Genomic DNA, 21,806 nt, shown 5'->3' with positions numbered 1-21,806 from the left:
AGAGAACCAGACCGGTCGACGACGCACGGTGACGATCACCGCGCCGTGTCGATCGTCCTTCGCCTCGATCGGGTGGTCCACGTCCACGCGAGGGGAACGCCGACGGTCCCCATGACGACGAACCCGTAGATCGCGGAGAATCGAAATTCGGGACCGGAGAGGAAGACTGCGTGCGCGAAGGCGGAGCCCAGCCACGTCCACATGAACAGGACGATGGGTGCGGAATCTGTGAGACGAGGCGGATCCGTCCGGATCACCGACTTTCCGGCGAACTCCACGATCACGGCCATCGACAGTGCCACGACGAACCAGCCCAGATAATTCGTCACCGGAATCGACGGGATCCCGGGGAGTCCGGCGATGGGCGAGGTCCATGTCCACTGCCCGTCCGTGACCATCTGGGTGTCGAGGTAGAGGTCCCAACCGACCATTGCGACCGCCGTCATGACGATCCGGTGCAGCGGCGCTCGCTGATCCGGACCGACACGGTGCAGCAGAAGCGAGACCGCGCACCAGATGGGGTAGAAGCCGGCCGTCCAGGCCAACGGCACCACCGCGGGAACACCGAGGATGTCCGGGCCGAGTCGACTCGTGGCGTAGAAGTACGAGCCGAACGGGAACCCGGTTGCGGTGCCGACGATCTCGGCAACGATACCGAGCCCGGCCGTGGTGACGAACAGTACTGCCGCCCACTTGACGCCCCGGGTGATCGCGGCGTGCGCGAGAGCGGACGCCGCGAGGAGCGCGACGACGGCGACAGTCACGACATCGCGGTTCGAGCCGCTCACGAGCGGATAGACGATCTGCGCCGTCACTGCACTTCCGGCGAGGATCCACACGAATCTGTTCATCGCCGCTTCCGTCCCAGCCACGCTCGGACACGGCCGCCGCCGTGGTCGGACAACGCGATCTTCGCCGCCGTCCGTCCGCTGGCCGCGGACACGCCGCCGCCGGGATGGGTGGATGCGCCCGTCAGGTACAACCCCTGCGCACCGGGCACACGATGGCCCGCGAGTTCGGGGACGGGACGCCAGATCATCATCTGGTCCAAGGACATCTCCACGTGCATGATGTTCCCGCCGATCATTCCCAGTTCGCGCTCGATGTCGGTGGGGGACTGGACGTAACGGTGCAGGATCGTGTCGCGGAAGCCGGGCGCGTACGACTCGAGCGAGTCCACGATGCGGTCGGCCTCGGTCTCCGCAAGATCCGTCGCCACGCGCTCGGTGTCCGACGCACGCCATCGCCGTCCGTCGGACAGGGTGTGCGGATGCCACTGCGACCAGAGGGACACCTGGTGTTCACCCTCCGGTGCCACGCTCGGTTCGATTGCAGTGAACGACATCCCGAGGACGGCAGGCTCGGGCGGCAGATCTCCTGCCAAGGCGTGACCGTGCGCACGGCGCAGTTGCCGACGATCGTGCACGAGCAACTGCAGACCGGAGGTACCGTCCTGCACCGATGGTGCACTGGAATACTGCGGCACGGCGGAGGTCGCGAGTCGGACCGCCATTCCCAGGCCGGGCCCGACGCGGATTCCTCGGCGCCACGCCTCCGTTCGTCGACGATCGAATCCTCCGGCGTCGAGCAGGTCCAGAGTCGTCAGAACATGGCAGCCGGCGACGACCGTGCGACTGCGAATCGACCGACCCGATTCCGTGTGCGTCGTCCACCCGTCGCCGGACCGCGCCACTGATACGGCGCCGTCACCGACGGTGAGCCGACCCCCCGTGGCGACGAGCTTCGAGATCATTGCCTCGGTCAACGCGCCGCTTCCGCCGACGGCGCGACCGGGTGGAAGTGTGTGCATCAGCGCGGCGAAGCCAACCATGGGGGCGGTGCCCGGTTCCGACATCGGCGGGCCGGACTGCGCACCGAACCATGCGAGGGCAGCTTTCAGCCTCTCCGACGAGAACGTGGCGTCGAGCAGCGCGTCGCCGGTCGTGAGGAACTCGCGGGAGAGAGCACTCCCGCCGTCCGGCGCATCGAGTCCCCAGAAGGAGCGCACCAGATTGGCTCCCGTCGGCGCCGCCGAGAACGCTTTCATGGTGCGTGCGCTGCGCGGCCCCCAGGACGCGACGAACGTCCGATACGCTTTCGCATCCGCAGCACCGCACGACCGCGCGATGGAGTCACAGGTGGCGTCGAGGTCGCGACGAAACACAATGGCCTCGTCGTCGGTACCGGGTGCGCCGGGAGCGATCGCCCACGGATCGCAATCGACGTAGGCGAGACCATGGTCGGCCAGACCGAGTTCCTCGACGATGCCGGTATGCCGAACCATGATGTGAGCAGACGAGCCACGGTCGACTCGGTGTCCGGGAAAGCGCTCGGCGGACGACACACCACCACCGGCGATCGTGTCCTTCTCCACGACTTCGACGGACAGGCCGGCGTCGGCCAGGTAACACGCGGAAGTCAAGGCATTGTGGCCTGAGCCCACTACGAGAACATCGATCACGGCACCAGCGTATAGATCGTCACCGATTGGGCGGTTCGTCCGTTTCGAACGGCAGTGCGTGACCGAGAACTGCGAACGGTCGACGGTCGCCCGCGAAGGTGAAATCGCGGAGTACGTCTCCGAAGCCGAGGCTTCGGTACAGGCGCCATGCGCGGTTGTTCTCGTTCTCCACTTCCGGAGTGGACAGCAGCACGGTGCGCTCGGGGCGGTCGCGAAGGAGTCTGCGTGTCAGGGCACGGCCCAGTCCGTGACCCTGCGCACGCGGGGACACGTGCAGCTCGGTCAGTTCGAAGTAGTCCGAGAGGACCGAGTCGACGTACTCGTCATCGGCGCCGGATATGCGCAGACCGTCCCTGACCTGCTGGTGCCACCACTGATGCCGAGCACCCCTGTACCCGTACGCGACGGCGACGAGAGGGGAGTCGGGCGTGGGCAGGACTGCACCGACAGCGCACCATCCGGGTCGGAGGACGTGCTCGGACCACATCGGGGCGCGGTGATACTCCGTGCCTTGCGGGTAACCCATTGCCTCGACGTAGATCGCCAGCGCTTCGGGAAGGCGACGACGGAGTTCTCGGGCGGACAGATCGACCAGGTACGGGGTCGGTTCCGCGTCGGTAGCGACTGTTCTCAACCTTTCCTTGACGACTTGTCGGTGGGCACAGCTATATTGAATATGTCGAACGGATGTTCGATGTCGGTGATCCGGCGATGACCCCGAGGGAAGCGGGGCTCGCTGGATCCCTGACCTTAGATCGTCGTCGACGTCCGGTCGTTTCGGAAATTGCGGTCACGAACGGCGAACGAAATCGGGAGGTGTTCGAGTATGGCTACGAAGGTTCTCCGTGGTGATGTGCGTCCGCCGGTGTCGCCGCGTGCTCGTGTACTACTGGGCCGGGCAGATGCCTTGCTGTCGGGTTCCCTCGGCGCCGAGTCGGTCGCCGACCAATTTCTGGACTGCTACATGGCAGCCCTCCGTGGAGCGGCTGCCATCCTGGAAGTCGCTCCCGCGACGCGAGCAAGATCACGCAGCGCATGGGTGCTGCTGGCAAAAGCCGAGCCGGAGCTCGAAGCCTGGGCGGAGTACTTCGCGAGCTACTCATCGTTGCGGGCCGCTCTCCAGGCCGGTGTGTCTCGCTCCATCGACCAGGACGCTGCGGACACGTTCTATCGCGAAGTCGGCCGTTTCCTGCATGTGGTGGAGGATTTCATCGGTGCGGATTCACGTCTGGATCGTGCACTCTTCCCGCCCAGATCGATGTCGGCGTGAAGGCTGATTCTGTTGCGGTCGTGGTGTCGTTCGCCGGAGTTCGGTGCGCCGGAGGAGTCGAGTTGCCGAGTCCGCATGCGACTTGTCAGGGGTCTGCGCAGGGAAACTTCGGACATTCTCAGGAACACATGGACCGAGTAGGTGGTAAGCAGTCGATTCACCTCGTATTATCAATAGCAGGTAGCCGCCAGAGTCAGCTTCCCGTCGTTTCGCACCCGAAATGACTTCTAATATCTGTGCAGGGGGAGGTACCGTGCCACTCTCCGAGCACGAGCAGCGCATGCTCGATCAGATCGAGAGCGCTCTCTACGCCGAGGATCCCAAGTTCGCTTCTCACGTGAGAAGCGGCCGTATGCGTACGGCTTCGAGCAAACGTCGCTTCCAAGCGGCCGCTTTGTTCGTCTTGGGGCTTGTTTTGCTCATCGCCGGGCTGGCGCTGCCGTTCAAGCCCGGTGGTTTCCCGGTGATCAGTCTCGTCGGCTTCGTCTTCATGTTCGGCGCCGGTGTGCTGTTCCTACTCGGTGGGTCTCGTAAGGGCGCTGCTGCGTCACAGGAGGAGTCCGAAGCGACTGGCTCGGGCGGACCCAAGAGTTCGGGGCCGAAACCCAAGTCCGGCCGCAAGAGCGGCGGCGGTTTCACTTCCCGTATGGAAGATCGTTTCCGGAAGCGATTCGAACAGGACTAGTTCTCTCCGTCTCCATGTCGCAGGCGCTGCGCCACTGGGCCGGATGCAGTGAAGCCGGAAAAGCCATAGATTCAGAGACAACGGAACACCACAGAAGCGGTGCTCACCCGAATGGGTGGGCACCGCTTTCGTATGTCCCGGTTGTGTATGGCCCGCACCCCGCATGGGGGTGCGATCCGGCCCTGTCGAGGACGAACCAGAACCTCGTCACCCACTTCCCCCCACCGCGTGGGGGAGCGAACTGCGCAATCCCCACTTTCAACCACCACCATCGTCGATGACCGATCCATTGTCGGGTGCGACCTTCTGGCCTGGACTTTTGTTCGATCGTCTCGTTCGGGGCTCTGTGTAGGTCGACAATCGTCGATCGGTGCCGATACGCTTCCCCACAATCAACCACCAAGTTGACCTGCGGTAATTGGGGTACATCCCAAAAATATTCCTCCCGATGGATTGAAAGTGGAGGAAAGTGGGGTAATGTGGTGGCAGCAGCGAGAGCGGGAGGTGTCGAGTGTTCCTCGGTACCTACACGCCCAAGCTCGACGAGAAGGGCCGGCTCACGTTGCCGGCGAAGTTCCGGGATGCGCTGAAGGAGGGTGTGATGGTGAGCAAAGGTCAAGACCATAGCCTTGCGATCTACACCCAGGAAGCGTTCGCGGAAAAGGTAAGAAAGCTCACCGAAGCATCTCGTTCCAATCCGGTTGCCCGCTCGTACATCAGGCAGCTCGGTGCGGGCACGGACGAGCAGAAGCTCGATGGTCAGGGCCGCATCATGCTCAGCTCGGACCACAGGCGCTACGCGAGTCTGGAACGCAATGTCGTCGTGAACGGATCCATCGAGTTCATCGAGATCTGGAACGAAGAAGCCTGGGCTCGCTACTCGTCCGAGGGTGAGCAGAGTTTCTCGGATGCAGTGGATGCGTCCCTGGAAGGAATCTTGTAACCGCAGGAATCTTGTAACCGCAGGAATCTTGTAACCGCCCGGATCAACCGCCGAGTGCCGCGAGGCCTCTGCCCGATCAGAACCCTGACGTTCTTCCCCAACGCCAGGTTTCGAAGATCAGGACCCTGACGTACTTCCCCGACGTCAGGTTCCTATCGGACAGGGACCTCGAGGCATTCGTCCACACCATCGATCGATGCGCGATCTCGACGCACCACCGCGCAGACGCACGAACCGGGAGGAATCATCGTGGAAGGCGAATCGTCAGCCGCCTCTGACAGCGCTCCCGAGGGCGACGACTCCGTCGACCGGCCCCAGCCGAAACACATCCCCGTTCGCCTCGAACGCGCGGACGAACTTCTGGGACCCGCCCTCACCGCAGCTCACGCGTCAGGTCTCACACCTGTGATGATCGATGCGACGCTCGGCCTCGGCGGACATTCCGAACACTTCCTGCGTACTTATCCGACGCTGCATCTGATCGGCCTCGACCGAGACCCGGACGCGCTCGCGCGTGCCGGCCGGCGGCTGGACGAGTTCTCGGATCGAACATCGTTCGTGCACACCACATACGACGGAATTGCCGGCGCCCTCGAGCAGTCCGGCTTCGCGCCGCAGGACTCGGTCCACGCCATTCTGTTCGACCTCGGAGTGTCGTCGATGCAGCTCGACGAAGCAGACCGCGGATTCGCCTACTCGGTGGACGCCCCACTCGACATGCGGATGGATCCGACGGTCGGGCTGACTGCGGCGGACGTTTTGAACACCTACTCGCACGGTGACATCGCCCGCGTGCTCAGCACGTACGGTGAAGAACGATTTGCCGGACGCATCGCGTCGGCTGTCGTCAAACGTCGCGAAACCACCCCGTTCACCACGAGCGCGGCCCTCGTCGAACTGCTCTACTCGGCAATTCCGGCCGCGACGCGGCGAACGGGAGGTCATCCCGCCAAGCGCACCTTCCAGGCGCTACGGGTCGAGGTGAACGGCGAGTTGGATTCGCTCGAGACTGCCGTACCCGCCGGACTCGATGCATTGGCCGTCGGAGGACGTGTCGTGTTCATGTCCTACCAGTCGCTCGAGGATCGCGTGGTGAAGAAAGAGCTCACGCCCCGCGTGAAATCACGAAGCCCCGAGGGGCTTCCCGTCGAGCTACCCGGGATGGGACCCGAGTTTCGTCTCCTGACCAAGGGAGCGGAACGCGCGTCGGAAGAAGAAATCGAGGAGAACCCGCGCTCGGCCGCGGTGCGCCTGCGCGCGGCCGAGCGAATTGCGAGGAGATCGTAGATGACCATTACCTCGACTTCGTCACCGACCACACGGCGCCAGCGCCGCGGCGCCGGCTCGGGTCGCTCCGGCGCGGCATCGCGGGCGTACGAGCGTCGTCAACAACGCGCGTCCTCGCGCGGGGTGGAGCTTGCATCGAGCGGACATGCGGCAGCGAGGACGATGTCCGCGTCCATCGGTGCGCGAGTTCCGTTCGTCGCGTTGGTGATCGGACTCCTGTCCCTCGGTCTCGGTTTGACACTGCTGTTGACGACGAGATCTGCCGGTGACTCCTATGTACTGAGCGATGCGAAGGCTCACAACGAGCGTCTCGTTCAGGAACGTGCGTCGCTGCAGCGTGATGTCGAATTGGCGGATTCCGCACCGGAACTCGCGCGCAAAGCCGCGGAGTTGGGGATGGTCCCTGCCGCGGGCGCTGCGCGCATCGTGGTGGCGGAAGACGGTTCGGTTCAAGTCGTCGGCACTCCCGCTCCCGCACAGGGCAACCCGGTTGCACCACTCGATCCACCCACCTCGCAAGGCACGTCGCAATCGGCCGATTCCGAGGCCCGTAACCCGTTGCAGGTGCGCAATCAGCCGCAGACGACCGCGCCGCGATCGGCATCGGACTCGACTGCTCCACGCTCGGCCTCCGACCCGTCGGGCACGCGGGCGGCATCCGACGGCGCAGGTACACCGTCCGGCGTCGCACCATCAGCCACATCCGCCACGCCGAACACGTCGAATGGCGCGGGAACCGAAGCCATGGGTGAACAATTGGTTCCTATGAGCATCCCGTCGGCGAGTCCTTCGGGTAGTCGGCAGTGACCAGGCCGACATCCGGGAACACTCGTCGTACACCAGCGCCGCACGAGCGGAGCCGGCGGAATGATTCCAGGCGGAACGCATCCGGCGGCACTGCGTCCGACCGAAGGCCCGCCCCGGCGCGAGGCGGGGTGCCTCCACGTCGCCCGCATCCCAGAGCGGGCAGTCGCTTCGACGCCTCGTCCTTCACCTTCCGCAACGGCTTCGGCCGCATCGTCATGTTCGGCATTCTCGGTGTCGTCGTACTGCAGTTGGTCTGGATCATGGGGGTCAACGGAACTCGCCTGTCCGTCGAAGCCGCGTCGCAGCGCACCACCACCCTGGTGGACGCAGCAGCACGAGGCTCCATCACGGACAGGAACGGCAAGCCCATCGCATTCACGATGGAGGCCAAGGCCCTGACGTTCCAACCCGTGCGCGTCCGGCAGGAGTTGGACGAGGCACGCGCCAAGGATCCCTCTGCGCCCCAAACCGACGACAGGCTGGCCGAGATCGCCGCAGGCATCCACGACGAACTGGGTGACATCGCGAACGAGAAGGACATTCTCGCCAAGCTGAAGAGCAACGACACGTTCGCCTACCTAGTCCGGGGAGTCGACTCGACCGTGGCGACACGGATCAGCGAAGAATTCGAAGAAGTCGGCCTCGAGCGGCAGGACATTCGCGAGTACCCGGGTGGATCACTCGCCGCCAACATGGTGGGCGCGACAGGATGGGACGGCCACGGCCTTCTGGGACTGGAGGATTCGCTCGACGCGACCCTGGCCGGAACCGACGGATCGCAGACCTACGACCGCGGGTCGGACGGCGCCGTCATACCCGGCAGCTGGCGCGACAAGCAGACCGCGGTGAACGGCTCGGGAGTGGAGCTGACCATCGACGCGGATCTGCAGTACTACGTCCAACAACAGGTGCAGCTCGCAAAAGACCTGTCCGGTGCGAAGAATGCGTCCGCAGTCGTGCAGGACGCACACACCGGCGAGGTTCTGGCGATGTCCAACGACAACACGTTCAACCCGGGTATCGGCGTCGGCAACAACGACCGCAACAAGGAGATGGGCAACCTCGCCGTCTCCACTCCGTTCGAGCCCGGTTCGGTCAACAAGATCATCACTGCCGCCGCCGCAATCGAATACGGCCTCACGACGCCCGACGAGGTGTTGCAAGTTCCCGGCGACATCTTCATGTCCGGTGTGTCGGTGAAGGACGCGTGGGATCACGGCGTGGTTCCCTACACGTCGACCGGTGTGTTCGGAAAGTCCTCGAACGTCGGCACACTCATGCTCGCTCAGCGCGTCGGCGAAGATCGCTTCGCAGACATGCTCTCCAGGTTCGGGCTAGGTCAACGCACCGATGTCGGGCTTCCAGGAGAGAGTGCAGGCAGCGTGCCGAGTCGGGATCAGTGGTCCGGCGGCACGTTCGCCAACCTCCCCATCGGTCAGGGTCTGTCCATGTCGTTGCTGCAGATGACGGCGATGTACCAGGCGATCGCCAACGACGGGATGCGGATTCCACCCCGGATCGTCAAGTCGACGGTCGACCCGGACGGAAATCGTACGGAGACCGACAGGCCCGAAGGCGTCTATGTGGTGAGCCCACAGACCGCGACGACCGTTCGCGACATGTTCCGTTCCGTCACGCAGGACGACACCGGGAACCAACGAGGAACCGGTGTCGCAGCGGGGATCCCCGGGTACCAGATCAGCGGGAAGACCGGCACTGCGCAGCAGGTCGATCCGGAATGCGGCTGCTACTCCAACTCGAACTACTGGATCACGTTCGCCGGCATCGCCCCGGCCGACGACCCCCGGTACGTCATCGGCATCATGCTGGACGCCCCGACCAGGAGTGCAGACGGATCAGGCGGACAGTCTGCAGCGCCGCTGTTCCACAACATCGCCAGTTGGATGCTCCAGCGCGACAGCGTTCCACTGTCTGCTTCCGGACCGAAATTGGTGCTGCAAGCCGACTGACAGTGACGCGCACCTCGCGTGTGGTTCGGCTGAAAGGGTCGGGGGTCAGCGTGGCCGAGCCGCGCCGGTAACCTGACTCGTCGGCCCGAAACCGAAAGTCCGTCCTGCAGCGCTCGGCGCAGCACCACGGCCTGCGGGTGGGCCTGAAGTAGTACGTCGAGCAGAAAGGAGCGCAGTGTCCGTGCCAGCAGAGTCGACCGATGCTCCGTCGTCGCTCAGACCGTCGAACCCACCGCGTACCGCGGTCGAGGACATCGCAGCCGCGGCGGAAGCCAGGCTGGTTCACGCGGCCACAGCGGACGGCTCCGAGCTGCCGTCGCCGTTCGTCACGGGAGTCGATCTTCGAGCGCAGGGAGTCGTCGCAGGCGATCTCTTCGCGGCACTGCCCGGATCGGCCGCGCACGGCGCCTCCTTCGTCGCGACAGCGATCGACAGGGGAGCAGCCGCGATCCTCACCGACTCCGAAGGTCTGGCGCTCGTCTCGGCGCAGTATCCGCAGCTACCGGTGCCCGTCCTCGTGCGCGACCGGCCGAGGGAGGTGCTGGGACACGTGTCGGCGCTCGTCTACGGCAATCCGTCGGAGAAGATGACCGTCATCGGCATCACCGGGACGTCCGGTAAGACGACCACGTCGTATCTGTTGGAAGCGGCACTGTCGGCCGCAGGCCGGCGAACCGGCCTGATCGGCACCATCGAGACCAAGATCGCCGGCACCCGAGTGCCGAGTGCCCTCACCACACCGGAGGCGCCGCATCTGCACGCGCTGTTCGCGGCGATGGTCGAGCAAGGTCTCGACACCGTCGTCATGGAAGTGTCCAGCCACGCACTGTCTCTCGGGCGGGTCGACGGCACGGTCTTCTCCGTCGGGGCGTTCACCAACCTCTCGCAGGATCACCTCGACTTCCACGACACGCTGGAGGAGTACTTCCTCGCCAAGAGCAGACTGTTCGCCGCCGAGTCGCGCGTCCACACGCGGTCGGCTGCCGTGTGCGTCGACGACGCTTGGGGCCAGCGCATGGCCGACATCGCGCGATCGGCGGGCTCGACCCTGCTCACCGTGTCCGTCCTCGGCGACGCCGACTGGAGTGTCGACGGGTGGTCGAAGGAACCGACGGGAACTCAACGATTCACCCTCGTCGACACTGCCGGCGACCGACACGCTGCATCGATCCGACTGCCGGGCAGATACAACGTCGCCAACGCCGCACTGGCGGCCGCGGTCTGTGCGGCTGCCGGCGTCGACGTGCGTCGGGCTGTCGCCGGAATGGCCGACGTCGACGTCCCGGGCAGAGTGCAGCGCATCTCCCGCGGCCAGAAGTTCCTCGCCGTCGTCGACTACGCACACAAGCCTGCTGCCGTCGAAGCCGTGATCGAGACACTGCGCGAACAGACTCAGGGCAGAATCGCGGTTGTCCTCGGTGCAGGCGGCGACCGTGACACCGCCAAACGTCCGTTGATGGGTGCCGCGGGTGCCCGAGGCGCCGATCTTCTCGTCATCACCGACGACAATCCGCGATCCGAAGATCCTGCACTCATTCGTGATGCGGTGATGGCGGGTGCCCTCTCGGTCGACGAGTCGGCCCGGGGTGAGGTCAGGAACATTGCCGGCCGCGGCGCTGCGATCGCCGACGCGGTGAACTGGGCGCGTGAAGGCGACGTCGTGCTGATCGCGGGTAAGGGCCACGAAACAGGTCAGGAGATCGATGGGGTGAAGTATCCGTTCGACGACCGCGTCGTGCTCGCCGATGCCCTCGATCGCGCGACCGATGAACACGCAGGAGCCAGTTCGTGAAAGACCTGACCATCGCACAGATCGCCGACATCGTCGGGGGTGACATGCACGACGTGGAAGACCCGTCCGTGCTGGTCACCGGTTCGGTCGAGTTCGATTCACGCAAGATCGGCCCAGGCGGGCTGTTCCTGGCGCTCCCCGGTGCGCGCGTCGACGGCCACGACCACGCGGCTGCAGCAGTCGCGGCAGGCGCTGCCGTGGTGCTGGCGGCGCGGCCGGTCGGCGTCCCGGCCGTCGTCCTCGCACCGAAGCCGCACGATGGCAAGGCGATGGCACTGGAACACGACTCCGACGGGTCCGGTGCCGCGGTTCTGGCGGCGCTCAGCGCGCTCGCCCGCGCCTCGGCGGTGGAACTGACCGCTGATACCGGGCTGACGATCGTCGGAGTGACGGGTTCGTCCGGAAAGACCTCGACGAAGGACTTACTGGCCGCGGTGCTGCGGCCACTCGGATCCGTCGTCGCGCCGCCGGGCTCGTTCAACAACGAACTGGGCCATCCCTGGACAGTCCTGCGCGCCGACGAGTCCTCGGACTTCCTCGTGCTCGAACTGTCCGCGCGGGGTGTCGGACATATTGCCGCCCTTGCCCACGCTGCCCCTCCTCGCATCGGCGTCGTACTCAACGTAGGCACAGCCCACCTCGGTGAATTCGGTTCCCGAGACATCATCGCCGTCGCCAAAGGTGAACTGGTCGAAGCGCTTCCGAGTGCCGCGGACGGCGGCGTGGCCATCCTCAACGCCGACGACCGACTCGTGTCGGCCATGCGCACGCGCACGTCGGCTCGGGTGGTGACCGTCGGGATGTCTCCGGACGCGGACATCAGGGCCGAGAACGTCACACTCGACGCCGAAGCGCGAGCCCGTTTCACCATGGTCACCCCGGCCGGAACCGTCGACGTGGCATTGGCCGTCCACGGTGAGCACCAGGTCGGCAACGCCCTCGCAGCCGCCGCCGTCGCTCTCGAATGCGGCGGCACCCTCACCGGGATCGCCGATGCACTCGCCGGTTCCACCGCGGCGTCCGTCCGGCGCATGGACGTTCGGACGAGACCGGACGGCGTCACCGTCGTCAACGACTCCTACAACGCCAACCCCGACTCCATGCGCGCAGCGCTCAAGGCTCTCGTCACGATGTCGAGGTCGGGAACCGGGCCTCCGCGTCGAACATGGGCGGTTCTGGGGGAGATGGGCGAGCTGGGGCCGGATTCCGTCGTCGAACACGACGCGATCGGACGCCTTGCGGTACGGCTCGACGTGTCCAGGTTGATCATCGTCGAGTCGGGCCGCCCGACCAGAGCCATGCACCAGGGCGCAGTCATGGAAGGCTCCTGGGGCGACGAATCGATGTTGGTTCCCGATCGGGAATCTGCCGTCGCGGTGTTGAGGGAAGAACTTCGACCGGATGACATCGTGCTGGTGAAGGCATCCCAGTCCGTCGCACTGTGGACCGTCGCCGACACACTGCTGCAGGACGGCAAGGACGCCGGGGAGAACACGACAACCAACGGGGAGGCACCGCAGTGAGACAGATCCTCTTCGCCGGAGGCATCGCGCTCGCTGTGGCGATTCTGCTGACACCGGTGCTGATCAAGGCGTTCTCCAAACAAGGCTTCGGCCAGGAGATCCGCGTCGAAGGCCCGGCAAGTCATCAATCCAAACGCGGCACGCCGACGATGGGCGGAGTCGCGATTCTCGCCGGTCTCTGGGCTGGTTACTGGGGCTCGCACCTGATCGGAATCGGCTACGACGCCGACGGGCCGTCGGCGTCCGCGTTGCTGGTTCTCGGGTTGACCACGGTCCTGGGTCTCGTCGGTTTCCTCGACGACTTCATCAAGATTCGCAAGCAGCGCAATCTGGGTCTGAACAAGACAGCGAAACTGGTCGGCCAGCTGTTCGCCGCAGTTCTGTTCGGCATCCTCGCACTGCAGTTCAAGGGTGAGAACGGGCTCACTCCAGCTAGCATGCAGCTCTCCTACGTGCGCGATATCGCGACGGTCAGCCTGGGCCCACTCGTGTTCATCGTGTGGTGCTACTTCCTCGTCACGGCATGGTCCAATGCCGTGAACCTCACGGACGGACTCGACGGTCTTGCGGCCGGTTCGATGACGCTCGTCCTCGGCGCCTACACCGTCATCACCTTCTGGCAGTACCGCCAGTCCTGCTCCACCAATCCGGGCCCCGGATGCTACGACGTGCGTGACCCTCTGGACCTGGCGCTCATCTGCGCGGCCGCTGCCGGTGCCTGCATCGGTTTCCTGTGGTGGAACGCAGCTCCAGCAAAGATCTTCATGGGCGACACCGGGTCGTTGGCCCTCGGTGGACTCATCGCCGGCTTGTCCATCGTGACGCGCACCGAACTGATCATGGTCGTCATCGCGGCACTGTTCGTCGCCGAGGCAGCCTCCGTCGTGATCCAGGTCGCGGTGTTCCGATCGAGTCGACGGCGTGTGTTCCGTATGGCGCCGTTCCATCACCACTTCGAGCTCGCAGGCTGGGCAGAAACCACGGTGATCATCAGGTTCTGGCTACTGGCGGCCATCGCGTCGGCCGTCGGCCTTGCCTTGTTCTACAGCGAGTACCTCGCCGCTGTCGGTGGATAGAGCTCGAATCCGGTGAAGGGGAGTGCGATGTCCGACGACGTGGCGTGGCTGAGGGACAAGACCGTGCTGGTCGCCGGGGGACGGGTATCCGGGTTGGCGACCGTCGGGCCGCTCCGCGCCCTCGGTGCGCGAGTACTCGTCACCGATACCGACCCGGCCGCGGTGGACAAGGCGCATGCAGCCGGTGCCGACGGCATCCTGCAGGACGACCTTCTCGCGGACGAATCCGCATTCGATTCGATCGCGCTCGTCGTCACCAGTCCGGGCTTTCGCCCGGACGCGCCGGTGCTCGCGCGTGCCGCCGCACTCGGTATTCCGATCTGGGGAGACATCGAGCTGTCCTGGCACGTCGACCGCGCGGGTGTGTACGGCCCGCCGACGACATGGCTGGTGGTCACGGGAACGAACGGGAAGACCACGACCACCTCGATGTTGGCGTCCATCCTCGAATCGGCCGGTATGGCGAGTGCGGCGTGCGGAAACATCGGTCTGCCGGTGCTCGACGCTCTGCAGTCGGACCCGCATCCGGAGGTCCTCGCCGTCGAGTTGTCGTCGTTCCAGTTGTTCTGGGCTCCGTCCGTCCGGCCCGCGGCGGGTGTCGTCCTCAACATCGCCGAGGATCATCTGGACTGGCACGGTGGTATGGACGGCTACGTCGACGCCAAAGCACGAGCGCTCGTCGGCGATGTCGGGGTGGTGGGTCTCGACGATGCGCGGGCAGCGGCCCTGGCAGGCTCGGCTCGCGCCGATCGAGTGGTCGGATTCCGCCTCGGAGACCCCGCGCCCGGGGAACTCGGCGTGATCGACGGGCAGTTGGTGGACAACGCTTTCGGCGAGCGTCTGCACTTGATGTCGGTGGACGATGTCAGCCCGTCCGGTCCGGCCGGGACGATGGACGCGTTGGCGGCGTCGGCGCTCGCCCGCGCGATCGGCGCCCCGGCAGAGGCCGTGGCGGAGGGGATTCGCACCTACGACGTGGGGCCGCACCGTGCGTCGGTCGTCCGCACCGTGGGGGGTGTGACGTTCGTCGACGATTCCAAGGCGACCAACCCGCACGCAGCAAGGTCGTCGTTGCTCGCGCACGAGCACGTCGTCTGGATCGCAGGTGGTCTCCTCAAGGGAGCATCGGTCGACGAGCTCGTGGCCGAAGTGGCGCCCAGACTCGTCGCTGCGGTGCTGATCGGGCGTGATGGGACGCAGATCGCAGAGGCTTTGGCGCGACACGCACCGGATGTTCCCGTTGTCGAGTTCCCGCTGAGAGACGATGCTGGTGTGACTCATGTGGCGGAAGATGCTGAAGTCGTGATGCGCGCCGCGGTCGACGAGGCCGCCCGGCGAGCCGGACCGGGAGACACGGTGCTTCTCGCCCCCGCCGCCGCGTCGCTCGACATGTTCGTCGACTACGGCCACCGTGGCCGCAGCTTCGCGGACGCCGTGCACGCGCTCGGCACTACACGGTCGGGCGGTCAATCCTGATGGCCCGTCCTGAGAATGCCCCGGCGAACTCGCCGCGCACCAGGATCGGATTGTGGCTCGGCCGTCCTCTGGCGTCGTTCCACCTGATCGTCACCGTTGCCGCTCTGCTCACGATTCTCGGCCTGGTGATGGTGCTGTCGTCGTCGGCAGCCGAGGCGTACGCCACCGACGGATCGGCGTACACCCTGTTCACACAGCAGCTGATCGGTGTCGGTCTCGGCGTCGTGGCGTTCTACGTCGCGCTGCGTACGTCCGTGCGCGTGCTGCGGAAGGTCTCGTTTCCGCTGTTCTGCCTATCCGTCGTCATGCTCATGATGGTGCTCATTCCCGGTATCGGATCGGAGGGCGCCGACGGCGCGCGCCGGTGGTTCAATGTCGCCGGCGTCTCGTTCCAGCCGTCGGAGCTGGCGAAAGTCACGCTCGTTCTGTGGGGTGCTCATCTGCTGGCATCGCGCCGTAGCGAGCACGCCAGCCTCAAATCACTTCTCATTCCGCTCGTGCCCGCAGCGCTGCTGATGGCGGGACTAGTCGTTCTGCAGCCGAATCTCAGTACCGCCATCGCGATCGGCATCATTCTCGTGTCGCTGCTGTGGTTCGCCGGTCTCGACGCCAGGCTCTTCGCGATCATCGTCGGCGGCGGTATCGCCGCGGCGACGGTGCTCGCGTTCACCGCGGGATATCGCTCGAACCGAATCAAGGCCTGGCTGAACCCCGGCGACGATCCGCAGGGTCTTGGTTACCAGTCGAACCAGGCCAAGTTCTCGCTCGCCGACGGTGGGCCGTTCGGTGTCGGTCTCGGGCAGAGTCGCGCCAAGTGGAGCTACCTGCCCAACGCGCACAACGACTTCATCTTCGCGATCATCGGCGAGGAACTGGGTTTCATCGGTTGCCTCGCGGTACTGGGCCTGTTCGCGTTGTTCGTCTACACCGGTCTGCGCATCGCGATGCGTTCGGTGGATCCGTTCCTGCGTCTGCTCGCGGCGGGTTCGACGACCTGGATCTTCGCGCAGGCGATGATCAACATCGGGTACGTGGTCGGGCTGCTTCCGGTCACCGGGCTTCAGCTTCCGCTCGTGTCCTACGGCGGCTCGTCGACGGCGATCACGCTGATGATGTTCGGCATCATCGCCAACGCCGCCCGGCACGAACCGGAAGCCATCGCGGCTCTGCACTCCGGGCAGGACTCGCGGTTGGACCGTGTGCTGCGACTCCCGATGCCCGCATCGTTCTCTCCGTTGCGTGCCGCCGCGGCCAGATCCAAGTCGACCCGGCCTGCGCTCGATCGCGAGGATCGCCGTCGGATCGAGAGCGGTTCGTCGCAGCGTCGTGCACCGGACGCCGGTGGCAGGGCGGGTCGAGTTCGAGGGGGCGAGCCCCCTCGTCGTTCCGAACCACGCAGAACCGGCGCGGCACTTCCCCGTGGCGGTGCAGTTGGAGGCCGCAGCGCAGCACCGCGCGCAGGCGCTCAACCCCGCGGTGCGTACGGACATTCGGATACGCGAGGATATCGACGGTGAATGCATCTCCCACACACTTGTCCGTCGTCGTCGCGGGCGGTGGGACCGCGGGACACATCGAGCCGGCGTTGGCTGTCGCGGACGCACTGCGCGCGCTCGACGACTCGGTACGGATCACCGCTCTGGGAACCGAGCGTGGACTCGAGACCACGCTCGTACCGGCGCGGGGCTACCAGCTCGAGTTGATTCCTCCGGTCCCGCTTCCGCGTAAGCCCACCCTGGATCTGGTCCGGCTGCCGGGGCGTGTGATTCGGTCGGTACGGGCCACCCGGGCGGTCTTCGCGGCCGTCGACGCCGACGTACTGATCGGGTTCGGTGGCTACGTGGCCCTGCCTGCCTACCTTGCTGCACGGCGAACCTTCGGACGCAGCCGGTCGATTCCGGTCATCGTCCACGAGGCCAATGCCAGTGCCGGGATCGCGAACAAGGTCGGTGCGAAGGTCGCGACGTGTGTCCTCGCCGCGGTGGCCGGATCCGGCGTGTCCGCTCGTGGCCGCTCGGACGCGGACATCGTCGGAATTCCAGTGCGACCGACCATCACCGGGCTGGACCGAGCGGCGATGCGCGCCGAGGCTCGCGAGTACTTCGGGTTGCCGGGGAGCGGCCCCGTACTGCTGGTGTTCGGCGGATCGCAGGGTGCCAGGTCGCTCAACGACGCCGTGTCGGGCGCCGCGGACCGATTGGCCGAAGCCGGAGTGTCGGTACTGCACGCCGTCGGACCCAAGAATTCGATCGAGGTACCGACGGCCGATGCGCCAGCACCGTACGTCGCCGTTCCGTACATCGACCGCATGGACCTGGCGTACGCCGCTGCGGATCTGGCCATCTGTCGATCGGGCGCCATGACGGTTGCCGAAGTGTCGGCGACGGGTCTGCCCGCGGTGTACGTTCCGTTGCCGCACGGGAACGGTGAACAGGAACTCAACGCACGCCCCGTAGTCGACGCCGGGGGAGGCATACTCGTGGCCGACGGATCGGTGACTCCGGAATACATCGCCGCTGAGGTGATCGACCTGATCACAGACTCTGCACGAGTGGAAGCGATGTCGAAGAGCGCCGCGAGCGCGGGCCACCGCGACGCCGCGGCGACCGTGGCGAAAATCGTGCTCGACGTCGCCTCGCAGCGTAGACGAGGCGTGTGACGGTCGTGGCACGACAAGGTGGTACCGAAAGGACGGACATGCCCGAGTTACCCGCTGAACTGCCGGAGGATCTCCGACGGGTTCACATGGTCGGAATCGGGGGTGCCGGCATGTCCGGCATCGCCAGGATTCTGCTCGCTCGTGGCGGCGAAGTCTCCGGCTCCGATGCGAAGGAAAGCCGAGGGGTTCTGGCACTGCGGGCTCGTGGTGCACAGGTTCGTGTCGGTCATGATGCCTCGGCTCTCGACTTGATCTCCGGTGGTCCGACGGTGGTGGTCACCACGCACGCCGCGATACCCAAGACCAACCCCGAACTGGTCGAAGCCGGGCGCCGAGGAATTCCCGTCGTGCTCCGGCCGACGGTGTTGGCATCGCTGATGGAGGGTTATCGGGCACTGCTGGTGTCCGGCACGCACGGCAAGACCTCGACCACGTCGATGTTGATCGTCGCGCTGCAGCACTGTGGCTTCGATCCGTCGTTCGCGGTGGGTGGAGAACTGAACGAGGCCGGCACCAACGCGCACCACGGCAGTGGTGACGTGTTCGTCGCCGAGGCAGACGAGAGCGACGGTTCGCTCCTGCAGTACAGCCCGAACGTCGTCATCGTCACCAATATCGAGGCCGATCACCTCGACTACTTCGGTACCCCCGAGGCGTACACGCAGGTCTTCGACGATTTCGCGGCGTTGCTCGGACCGGGTGGAGTGCTCGTTGCCTGCATGGACGATCCAGGATCGGCCGCTCTGGCTCGGCGCGTCCACGAACGAGCGCTCCCGGGCGTACGCGTGCTGGGATACGGATCCGAGGACACCGACGCGGGCGACGTGGACATGGCGGTCCGGTTGCTGAAGTGGGAACCCGAGGACGTCGGAGGCGTCGCCCAACTGTTGATCGCGGGGGAGGAGAGCCCGCGGACGTTGAGACTCGGCGTTCCCGGACGACACACGGCACTGAACGCACTGGCCGCGTTCACAGCCGGAACCCAGGCAGGCGCCGCAGCGACGGATCTGCTGGAAGGTCTTGCGGGCTTCGGCGGTGTGCACCGACGTTTTCAGATTCGCGGGCGCGAACACGGCATCCGCGTGTTCGACGACTATGCGCACCATCCCACCGAGGTGCGTGCCGTGCTGGGCGCAGCTCAGCAACTCGTCACGAGCGCCGCAGGGGCGGGCGAACGCGGCCGGGTCGTCGTCGTGTTCCAACCGCACCTGTACTCCCGTACGGAGACGTTCGCAGCGGAGTTCGGTGAGGCTCTGTCCATCGCCGACGAGGTGGTCGTCCTCGACGTCTACGGTGCCCGTGAGGAACCGCTTCCCGGCGTGACGGGAGCTCTCGTCGCGTCTGCGGTGACCAAGCCCGTCATCTATCAACCGGACCTGTCGCTGGTGGCGAAGCAGGTGGCGTCTCTTGCCGAGCCCGGCGACGTCGTCATCACCATGGGTGCCGGGGACGTCACCATGCTGGCCGGGCCGATCCTCGACGCGCTGCGTTCGAGGACGAGTTTCCGGATCGGGCACGGCCGGGCGTCGCAGTGACGTCTCGTCCGAAGCGTCCGACCGAGGACACGTCCTCCGGCGAGGACGCCGCTCGGACCGACACCGGAACGCCGAGCGGCCCGGGCAAGGTCGACACAGGCAGTGCATCGAAGGGCGGAGCTCGGGACCGGGGCGCGTACGCACGCCGGGACAACCGCGACACCACCCGTCCGAGCGCCGAATCCCAGGAACGAGCGGATCGTCGTCGGGCTCGCGAGGACGAACGCGCGAAGGTGTCGCGATCGCGTCGACGCGCTGGAACGATCGCGGCCGCCGTGGTCGCCGTCGTACTTGCGGGGTTTGCCGTCGTGTACTTCTCACCTGTGCTGACGGTGCGGACCATCGACGTACGCGGTGCGGTGTCGGTCTCCGAGGACGAGGTGATCGCCGATCTGGCGGTGCCGATGGGGGAGAAGCTCGTTCGAGTCGACACCGGCGCGGCCGCTCGGCGCGTCGCGTCGATTCCGTCGTTGGCTTCGGTTCGGGTGCAACGGATGTACCCGTCGACCATCCGGGTCACCGTCACCGAGCGGGTACCGGTCGTGTTCGTCGACCGACCGGACGGAACCCACCTGCTCGACGCCGATGCCGTGGATTTCGCCGTCGCCCCGCCGCCTCCCGGAGTGATTCGTCTGGTCACCGACAACCCGGTGACAGGCGATCCGCCGACGGAAAGTGCTCTCGCAGTGCTCGATTCGTTGCCCGAACCGCTGCGGGTGCAGGTCGGGGAGATTCGGGCGGGTTCGGCGTCGGACGTGTCCGTGATCCTGTTCGACGGTAGGACGGTGGTGTGGGGAGACCGCGACAGATCCGAGCGGAAATCCGCTGTGGCTCTTGCGCTATTGTCTCAACCGGGGCAAATCCTGGATGTGTCGAGTCCGGACCTGCCCACCACCAAGTGACTTTCACGAAACCCAAATTCTTTTCTCGACTTCTCGGCGCGCCTAATGGCGTATCTCCGTTGCGGTGAATAGCGTTCCGAGCGTCGAGTACTTGACATAACCTTAAGCCTATGGTTTAGGTTGAGGGTTTTGTCGAAGCGCATCAGCCGAGTACGAAGACGGACCAGTACACAACCACGGAAGGCGAGAGCCAATGACGCCCCCGCACAACTACCTCGCCGTAATCAAGGTCGTCGGCATCGGCGGCGGCGGCGTTAACGCGGTCAACCGCATGATCGAACAGGGACTCAAGGGAGTCGAGTTCATCGCGGTCAACACCGATGCTCAAGCGCTGCTGATGAGCGACGCCGACGTCAAGCTCGATGTCGGCCGTGAGCTCACCCGTGGTCTCGGCGCAGGCGCCGATCCCGAAGTCGGCCGCAAGGCAGCCGACGATCACAAGGACGAGATCGAAGAGGTGCTCAAGGGCGCCGACATGGTCTTCGTCACCGCAGGCGAGGGAGGTGGCACCGGTACCGGTGGCGCACCCGTCGTCGCCAACATCGCTCGCAAGCTCGGCGCTCTCACCGTCGGCGTCGTCACGCGCCCGTTCTCCTTCGAGGGCAAGCGGCGCGGAGGGCAGGCCGATACCGGGATCCAGCAACTGCGCGAGTCCTGCGACACCCTCATCGTCATCCCCAACGACCGACTGCTCCAGCTCGGTGACGCAGCCGTCAGCCTGATGGACGCGTTCCGCAGCGCCGACGAGGTGCTCCTGAACGGCGTTCAGGGCATCACCGACCTCATCACCACGCCTGGCCTGATCAACGTCGACTTCGCCGACGTCAAGGGCGTCATGTCGGGGGCAGGTAGCGCGCTGATGGGAATCGGTTCGTCGCGCGGCGAGGGTCGCGCCATCAAGGCGGCCGAGTCCGCCATCAACTCGCCGTTGCTCGAAGCGTCGATGGAAGGTGCGCGCGGCGTGCTGCTGTCGATCGCGGGAGGCTCGGACCTGGGACTCTTCGAGATCAACGAAGCTGCGTCGCTCGTCCAGGAAGCGGCACACATCGACGCCAACATCATCTTCGGAACCGTCATCGACGATTCCCTCGGCGACGAGGTGCGCGTCACCGTCATCGCAGCCGGTTTCGATGGAGGGACGCCGACGAGACGTCCCGTCGAAGCAGCTCCGGGCGCCTCACGCAGCACCATCGGATCCGCACGATCCGGCGAGGTGTCGTCTCGGTCCGACTCCACCGAATCCGGTGCCGTGTTCCGTGACCCGGTCGGTGCAGGCAGTGCAGGTAACGGCAGCAGCCTGCCTCCGCTTCAGTCCTCGAACTCGGGATCGTCAGGGTCGAACAACTCGGGTCGGCGTGTGCCCGTCACCGAGGACGACGGGGAAGACGATGTGGACGTGCCGTCGTTCATGCGTCGTTGA

General features: G+C 65.7%; 18 protein-coding genes. 15 read left to right on the top strand and 3 right to left on the bottom strand.

Features of this window, described 5'->3' with window-relative positions; translation table 11 throughout:
* Positions 1-35 precede the first annotated feature (35 nt).
* Genes BH95_RS01725 through BH95_RS01715 form a run of 3 tightly spaced genes read right to left on the bottom strand, consistent with a single transcriptional unit; the run spans position 36 to position 3,095 of the window.
* Positions 36-851, bottom strand: coding sequence for a carotenoid biosynthesis protein (locus BH95_RS01725; RefSeq protein WP_208601133.1), 816 nt, complete (start codon positions 849-851; stop codon positions 36-38).
* A complete protein-coding gene (locus tag BH95_RS01720; RefSeq protein WP_080733920.1) occupies positions 848-2,461 on the bottom strand; it encodes a phytoene desaturase family protein in 1,614 nt (537 codons plus the stop codon). The genes BH95_RS01725 and BH95_RS01720 overlap by 4 nt, the downstream gene beginning before the upstream one ends.
* Positions 2,462-2,480: 19 nt before the next feature.
* Entirely contained in the window at positions 2,481-3,095 is a 615-nt protein-coding gene (locus BH95_RS01715) for a GNAT family N-acetyltransferase (RefSeq protein WP_037180772.1), read from the bottom strand.
* 192 nt (positions 3,096-3,287) lie between these two features.
* Between BH95_RS01715 and BH95_RS01710 the strand changes: the two genes are divergently transcribed.
* The 15 genes from BH95_RS01710 to ftsZ all read left to right on the top strand — a co-directional run bounded on the left by BH95_RS01710 (position 3,288) and on the right by ftsZ (position 21,806).
* Positions 3,288-3,731 (top strand): SAV_6107 family HEPN domain-containing protein, encoded by a 444-nt coding sequence (locus tag BH95_RS01710; RefSeq protein ID WP_037180770.1) that lies wholly within the window; start codon positions 3,288-3,290, stop codon positions 3,729-3,731.
* Between the two features lie 253 nt (positions 3,732-3,984).
* The gene (locus tag BH95_RS01705) at positions 3,985-4,416 is read left to right on the top strand and encodes a DUF3040 domain-containing protein (RefSeq protein WP_019665933.1); all 432 of its coding nucleotides are present in this window, start codon (positions 3,985-3,987) and stop codon (positions 4,414-4,416) included.
* A 511-nt stretch (positions 4,417-4,927) separates the two neighbouring features.
* The gene (gene mraZ, locus BH95_RS01700) at positions 4,928-5,359 is read left to right on the top strand and encodes a division/cell wall cluster transcriptional repressor MraZ (protein WP_019665932.1); all 432 of its coding nucleotides are present in this window, start codon (positions 4,928-4,930) and stop codon (positions 5,357-5,359) included.
* Positions 5,360-5,608: 249 nt separating this feature from the next.
* The gene (rsmH, locus tag BH95_RS01695; RefSeq protein WP_037180767.1) at positions 5,609-6,646 is read left to right on the top strand and encodes a 16S rRNA (cytosine(1402)-N(4))-methyltransferase RsmH; all 1,038 of its coding nucleotides are present in this window, start codon (positions 5,609-5,611) and stop codon (positions 6,644-6,646) included.
* Entirely contained in the window at positions 6,647-7,453 is an 807-nt protein-coding gene (locus BH95_RS01690) for a hypothetical protein (RefSeq protein ID WP_027498849.1), read from the top strand.
* 128 nt (positions 7,454-7,581) lie between these two features.
* A complete protein-coding gene (locus BH95_RS01685; RefSeq protein ID WP_020111972.1) occupies positions 7,582-9,423 on the top strand; it encodes a peptidoglycan D,D-transpeptidase FtsI family protein in 1,842 nt (613 codons plus the stop codon).
* 175 nt (positions 9,424-9,598) lie between these two features.
* The gene (locus BH95_RS01680; protein ID WP_020111973.1) at positions 9,599-11,215 is read left to right on the top strand and encodes a UDP-N-acetylmuramoyl-L-alanyl-D-glutamate--2,6-diaminopimelate ligase; all 1,617 of its coding nucleotides are present in this window, start codon (positions 9,599-9,601) and stop codon (positions 11,213-11,215) included.
* A 44-nt stretch (positions 11,216-11,259) separates the two neighbouring features.
* Complete coding sequence (locus tag BH95_RS01675; RefSeq protein ID WP_371828304.1) at positions 11,260-12,738, top strand: UDP-N-acetylmuramoyl-tripeptide--D-alanyl-D-alanine ligase; 1,479 nt, start codon at positions 11,260-11,262, stop codon at positions 12,736-12,738.
* A complete protein-coding gene (gene mraY, locus BH95_RS01670) occupies positions 12,735-13,814 on the top strand; it encodes a phospho-N-acetylmuramoyl-pentapeptide-transferase (protein WP_019665926.1) in 1,080 nt (359 codons plus the stop codon). Before BH95_RS01675 ends, mraY begins: the two co-directional genes overlap by 4 nt.
* A 27-nt stretch (positions 13,815-13,841) precedes the next feature.
* A complete protein-coding gene (gene murD / locus BH95_RS01665) occupies positions 13,842-15,290 on the top strand; it encodes a UDP-N-acetylmuramoyl-L-alanine--D-glutamate ligase (protein ID WP_037180762.1) in 1,449 nt (482 codons plus the stop codon).
* Positions 15,290-16,807, top strand: a complete 1,518-nt coding sequence (gene ftsW / locus BH95_RS01660) for a putative lipid II flippase FtsW (RefSeq protein WP_037160304.1) — start codon at positions 15,290-15,292, stop codon at positions 16,805-16,807. The genes murD and ftsW overlap by 1 nt, the downstream gene beginning before the upstream one ends.
* Positions 16,804-17,949 (top strand): undecaprenyldiphospho-muramoylpentapeptide beta-N-acetylglucosaminyltransferase, encoded by a 1,146-nt coding sequence (gene murG / locus BH95_RS01655; RefSeq protein ID WP_026347912.1) that lies wholly within the window; start codon positions 16,804-16,806, stop codon positions 17,947-17,949. Before ftsW ends, murG begins: the two co-directional genes overlap by 4 nt.
* Positions 17,950-17,987: 38 nt before the next feature.
* A complete protein-coding gene (murC, locus tag BH95_RS01650) occupies positions 17,988-19,484 on the top strand; it encodes a UDP-N-acetylmuramate--L-alanine ligase (RefSeq protein ID WP_026347911.1) in 1,497 nt (498 codons plus the stop codon).
* Positions 19,481-20,386: a cell division protein FtsQ/DivIB gene (locus BH95_RS01645; RefSeq protein ID WP_080737932.1), complete on the top strand. Its 906-nt coding sequence runs from the start codon at positions 19,481-19,483 to the stop codon at positions 20,384-20,386. Before murC ends, BH95_RS01645 begins: the two co-directional genes overlap by 4 nt.
* 193 nt (positions 20,387-20,579) lie before the next feature.
* Complete coding sequence (gene ftsZ / locus BH95_RS01640) at positions 20,580-21,806, top strand: cell division protein FtsZ (RefSeq protein WP_019665920.1); 1,227 nt, start codon at positions 20,580-20,582, stop codon at positions 21,804-21,806.

The organism is Rhodococcoides fascians A44A, assembly GCF_000760735.1.
GTDB lineage: Bacteria > Actinomycetota > Actinomycetes > Mycobacteriales > Mycobacteriaceae > Rhodococcoides > Rhodococcoides fascians_E.
This window is presented reverse-complemented; position numbering and strand designations above follow the sequence as displayed.